The following is a 3,615-nucleotide window of genomic DNA, read 5'->3' on the forward strand; positions in this document are numbered from 1 at the left end:
CCTGGGCGACGAGCCGGCCGGTGCGGAGCATCGCTGCGTGGGTGCAGATCTGTTCGACCTCGGCGAGGAGGTGGCTCGAGACGAAGACGGTTGTCCCGTCGTCGGCGAGCGAGCGAATGAGGTTCCGGACCTCGCGCGTGCCCTGGGGGTCGAGCCCGTTGGTCGGCTCGTCGAGCACGAGGAGCTCCCGCGGCGCGAGGAGCGCGGCGGCGAGGCCGAGCCGCTGCTTCATCCCGAGCGAGTACGCGTGGACGCGCTTGTGGGCGGCATGCTCGAGCCCCACGCGCTCGAGCGCGGACTTGACCCGTTCCCCGCGCGTCCGCGCGGGCGCCCGGAGATCCGCCGTGTCGAGGCGGTGCAGGTTCGCCTCGCCGCTCAGGAACGGATAGAACGCGGGGCCCTCTACGAGCGCGCCGACGCGGGGGAGGACCCCCATGAGCCGGGCCGGCATCTCTTCGCCGAGGACCTCGACGCGGCCCGCGGTCGGGGATACGAGGCCCAGGAGCATGCGGATCGTCGTCGTCTTGCCCGAGCCGTTGGGCCCGAGGAAGCCGAAGACGGCACCGGCGGGCACCGTGAGATTGAGGCCGTCGACGGCGTTATGCCGGCCGAAGCGCTTGGTGAGTCCCTCGGTCCGGATAGCCGTCGCTCGGACGTCCTTCGCTGGGACGTCCGTCGCTGGGGCGTCGGTGGCTGGGGCGTCCTCGGGGCTGAGGCTCACTGGGCCGCCTTGGCCTCGAGCGTCGAGGCCGGGACCGCGCCCACGAGCACCCGACCGTCGTTCGTGATGAGGATGTTCACGAGCGAGGAGGAGAGCAGGCGCCCGCCCGAGACCGGCGTCGCGAGCTGCTTCACGAGGGGCTGGTCGAGGAAGCCCGCGGGAATCTTCGCCGCGGGGACGACGACCACGGTGTCCCAGCCGGGCGCGCTCTCGGGAGTCTTGGCCCCAGTGGAAGGCTTGGGCGCCGGAGACGCCTTGGGCATGGTGCCCGGCGTGGCGCCCGGCGTGGCCTTCGGCGTGGTGGCGGGAGCCGGAACGGGCTGCTCCTTGACCGTCGCGCCGGCCGGCGGCGTGAATGCGAAGACCGACGCGTCCGGCGCGCCCAGGTCGAGTTTCGTGAACGCCGTGTGGAAGGCCGGGTCCTGCTGGCCCTTCGCGTAGACGTCGACGGCGAGCGGCAGGCCGGTCTGTGCCTCGACGGCGATCTGCACGGAGCCCACGAGCGTCCCCGCGGTCTTCGGCGTCAGGACGAGCGTGTACGCGCCGTGCCCGGCCACGGAGGCCGACTGGCCGAGAGCCACGTTCGTGCTCGGCCCGGCCGCGGCGAGGAACCGCTGCGCAAGCTGGTCCGGCGACATGACGGGAGCCTTGGCCGTCGCGCTTGCTTCCGGCCCAGCCCCGGCGGGCAGTGTCGCGTGCGTGACCTCGTTCGTCTTCGAGTCGAACGTCCACACGTCATTGCCGTTGCGGATGGCATCGCGCTCGGCGAGCTGGTCCATGATCTGGACGCGGACCTTGGTAGGACCGTCGGTGTAGACGCGCGCCGTGTGCGCCGTGGTGAGGAGTTCGAGGAGGGTGGCCTCGCCGCCGAGCGCCGAGCTCTTCGTCGCGGGTGCGAGCGCCTGAGCCGGGATCGACGGAAGTCCGAGATCGGCCCTTTCCTCGACCGTTCCGGAGAACTGCCGGGCCGCGTGGGACGCGACGAGCGCGAGTACCTGCTCCGGCGTCGCGGGCGGGGGCGGGGTCACCGCGACCGCACCAGCCGCGAGCACTCCGACGGCGACGACGGCGGGAACGGCGGCAGCAGGCAGCCAGCGGGTCCAGATTCGCTTCATGACAACGACCTCCACAACAGTCCTGCCTCCACGCTACGCCGGGGGTGTGCGGGTGTCGTCATCCCAGAGTCGTACGTTCGCGGCAGGCACTCGCAGCGGCCGTCAGCCGCCCGCGAACGGCGGGAGCACGTCGAGCTGATCGCCCGCGGCGAGCGGCCGGAGCGGATCCTTCGCGGCGATCTCGTTGACCAGGAAGGAGCAGCGCCGCAGGACGTCGGCGAGTTCGGGCGCGCCCGGCTCGGGGAAGCGGACGACGGCGCGTGCGGCCTCGAGCGCCGAGGCGAGGGTCCCGCCGTCGGGCACCTCGAGCGGCTCGGCGTCGACGCCCGCGGCGGCCCGGGCCGCGGCGTAGTACCGCACGGTGATGACCATCGAGCGGCCCTAGCCCCCGATCGCGCTCATCGAGCGGTCGGGCTGCACGAAGTCGGCGTCGCCGAGCCCCGTGTGGTCCATGCCGTGACCGCGCGGCTTGAGCCACATGGCGTCCTGCCACAGCGAGGCGATCTCCTGGTCGCTCGCACCCGACCGGAGCAGGCCGCGCAGGTCGACCTCCTCGTGCGAGAAGAGGCAGCTCATGACCTTGCCCTCGGCCGTGATGCGGGTCCGCTTGCAGTCGGCGCAGAACGGTTCCGTGACGGACGCGATGATGCCGACGGTGCCGAGGAGTGCGTCGTCAGGGCCGCGCACCTCGAAGCGCTCGGCGGGGGCGCCGTCGCGCGCTCTGGCATCGGGGGAGAGCCGGAAGCGCTCGCCGAGCATCGCGCGGATCTCCGCCGCGGTGACCATGCCCGCGCGCGTCCAGCCGTGGTCGGCGTCGAGAGGCATCTGTTCGATGAACCGCAGCTCGTAGTCGCGCTCGAGGCACCATGCGAGGAGGTCCGGTGCATCCGCGTCGTTGATGCCGCGCATGAGCACGGAATTGATCTTGATGGGTCCAAGGCCCGCGGCGTCCGCCGCCTCGATGCCCGCGAGCACGCGGTCGAAGAACGGCCGGCGCGCGAGCTTCTCGAACGTCTCCGGATGGAGCGTATCGAGGGAGATGTTGATGCGCGTGAGGCCCGCGGCCTTGAGCGCCACGGCCTTCTTGTCGAGCCCCACGGCGTTCGTCGTGAGCGCGATCGGCAGCTCGGGATGGGCCTCGCGGAGGGCCGCGACGATCTCGACGACGTCGGCGCGCACGAGAGGCTCGCCGCCCGTGAGGCGCAGCTCGCGGACCCCGAGCACGCGCACGCCGATCCCCACGATGCGGACGATCTCCTCCGCGGAGAGCACTGCGTCCTTCGCGAGCCACGGGAGGCCTTCTGCGGGCATGCAGTAGGAGCAGCGCAGATTGCATTTGTCGGTGAGTGAGAGCCGCAGGTCCGTCGCGACGCGGCCGTAGCGGTCGCGGAGACCATCGAACGCCGGGCGGTCGGCCCGCTGGCCCTGGGCCCGCTGGCTCGCCGGCAGGAGCGGCATGCCGAGCTGCACAGTCATAGATCTACGGTACGCCAGCCGACCTATTCTGGAGACATGGGACCCCAGGGTGCGCGGCATCTGATTTGGTGGGCGGCCGCGGCCGGCGTGCTCTCCGCCGTCGCCGGCGTCCTGTCGGGGGAGCTGCTCGCGGGCCTCGCGAGCCCCTCTTTGAGCCCGGTCTCCGCGGTCGGGGGCGCGGTGGTCGACTTCGCCCCGCCTGCGGCCAAGGACTGGGCCATCCAGACGTTCGGGACGGGCGACAAGGCGTTCCTCGTGACCGTCATCGGCGTCCTCCTCGTGGCCCTCGGGGCCGCAGCAGGC

4 protein-coding genes and 1 pseudogene are annotated in these 3,615 nt (G+C 72.1%); 1 reads left to right on the forward strand and 4 read right to left on the reverse strand.

Annotation, left to right across the window (positions count from 1 at the left end):
- The 4 genes from ACLN58_RS19555 to moaA form a co-directional block, all read right to left on the reverse strand.
- Nucleotides 1-640: ABC transporter ATP-binding protein (locus ACLN58_RS19555; RefSeq protein WP_415856908.1), on the reverse strand; the 640-nt coding region annotated here is incomplete at its 3' end.
- Between the two features lie 77 nt (nucleotides 641-717).
- Nucleotides 718-1,836: a DUF2092 domain-containing protein gene (locus tag ACLN58_RS19560; protein ID WP_415856906.1), complete on the reverse strand. Its 1,119-nt coding sequence runs from the start codon at nucleotides 1,834-1,836 to the stop codon at nucleotides 718-720.
- A 102-nt stretch (nucleotides 1,837-1,938) separates the two neighbouring features.
- Complete coding sequence (locus tag ACLN58_RS19565) at nucleotides 1,939-2,202, reverse strand: MoaD/ThiS family protein (protein WP_415856909.1); 264 nt, start codon at nucleotides 2,200-2,202, stop codon at nucleotides 1,939-1,941.
- Between the two features lie 15 nt (nucleotides 2,203-2,217).
- Complete coding sequence (gene moaA, locus ACLN58_RS19570; protein WP_415856907.1) at nucleotides 2,218-3,312, reverse strand: GTP 3',8-cyclase MoaA; 1,095 nt, start codon at nucleotides 3,310-3,312, stop codon at nucleotides 2,218-2,220.
- A 36-nt stretch (nucleotides 3,313-3,348) separates the two neighbouring features.
- Here moaA and ACLN58_RS19575 point away from each other — a divergent pair.
- A pseudogene (locus tag ACLN58_RS19575) lies at nucleotides 3,349-3,615 on the forward strand (oxidoreductase); the annotation flags it as partial.

Origin of the sequence: Sinomonas sp. G460-2 (assembly GCF_047759905.1) — a bacterium.
In the GTDB taxonomy this organism is placed as follows: domain Bacteria; phylum Actinomycetota; class Actinomycetes; order Actinomycetales; family Micrococcaceae; genus Sinomonas.

Bases quoted from the DNA above. Each gene is read 5' to 3' on its own strand.
- ACLN58_RS19560 (WP_415856906.1), bottom strand. From the start codon at position 1,836: ATGAAGCGAATCTGGACCCGCTGGCTGCCTGCTGCCGCCGTTCCCGCC.
- moaA (WP_415856907.1), bottom strand. From the start codon at position 3,312: ATGACTGTGCAGCTCGGCATGCCGCTCCTGCCGGCGAGCCAGCGGGCC.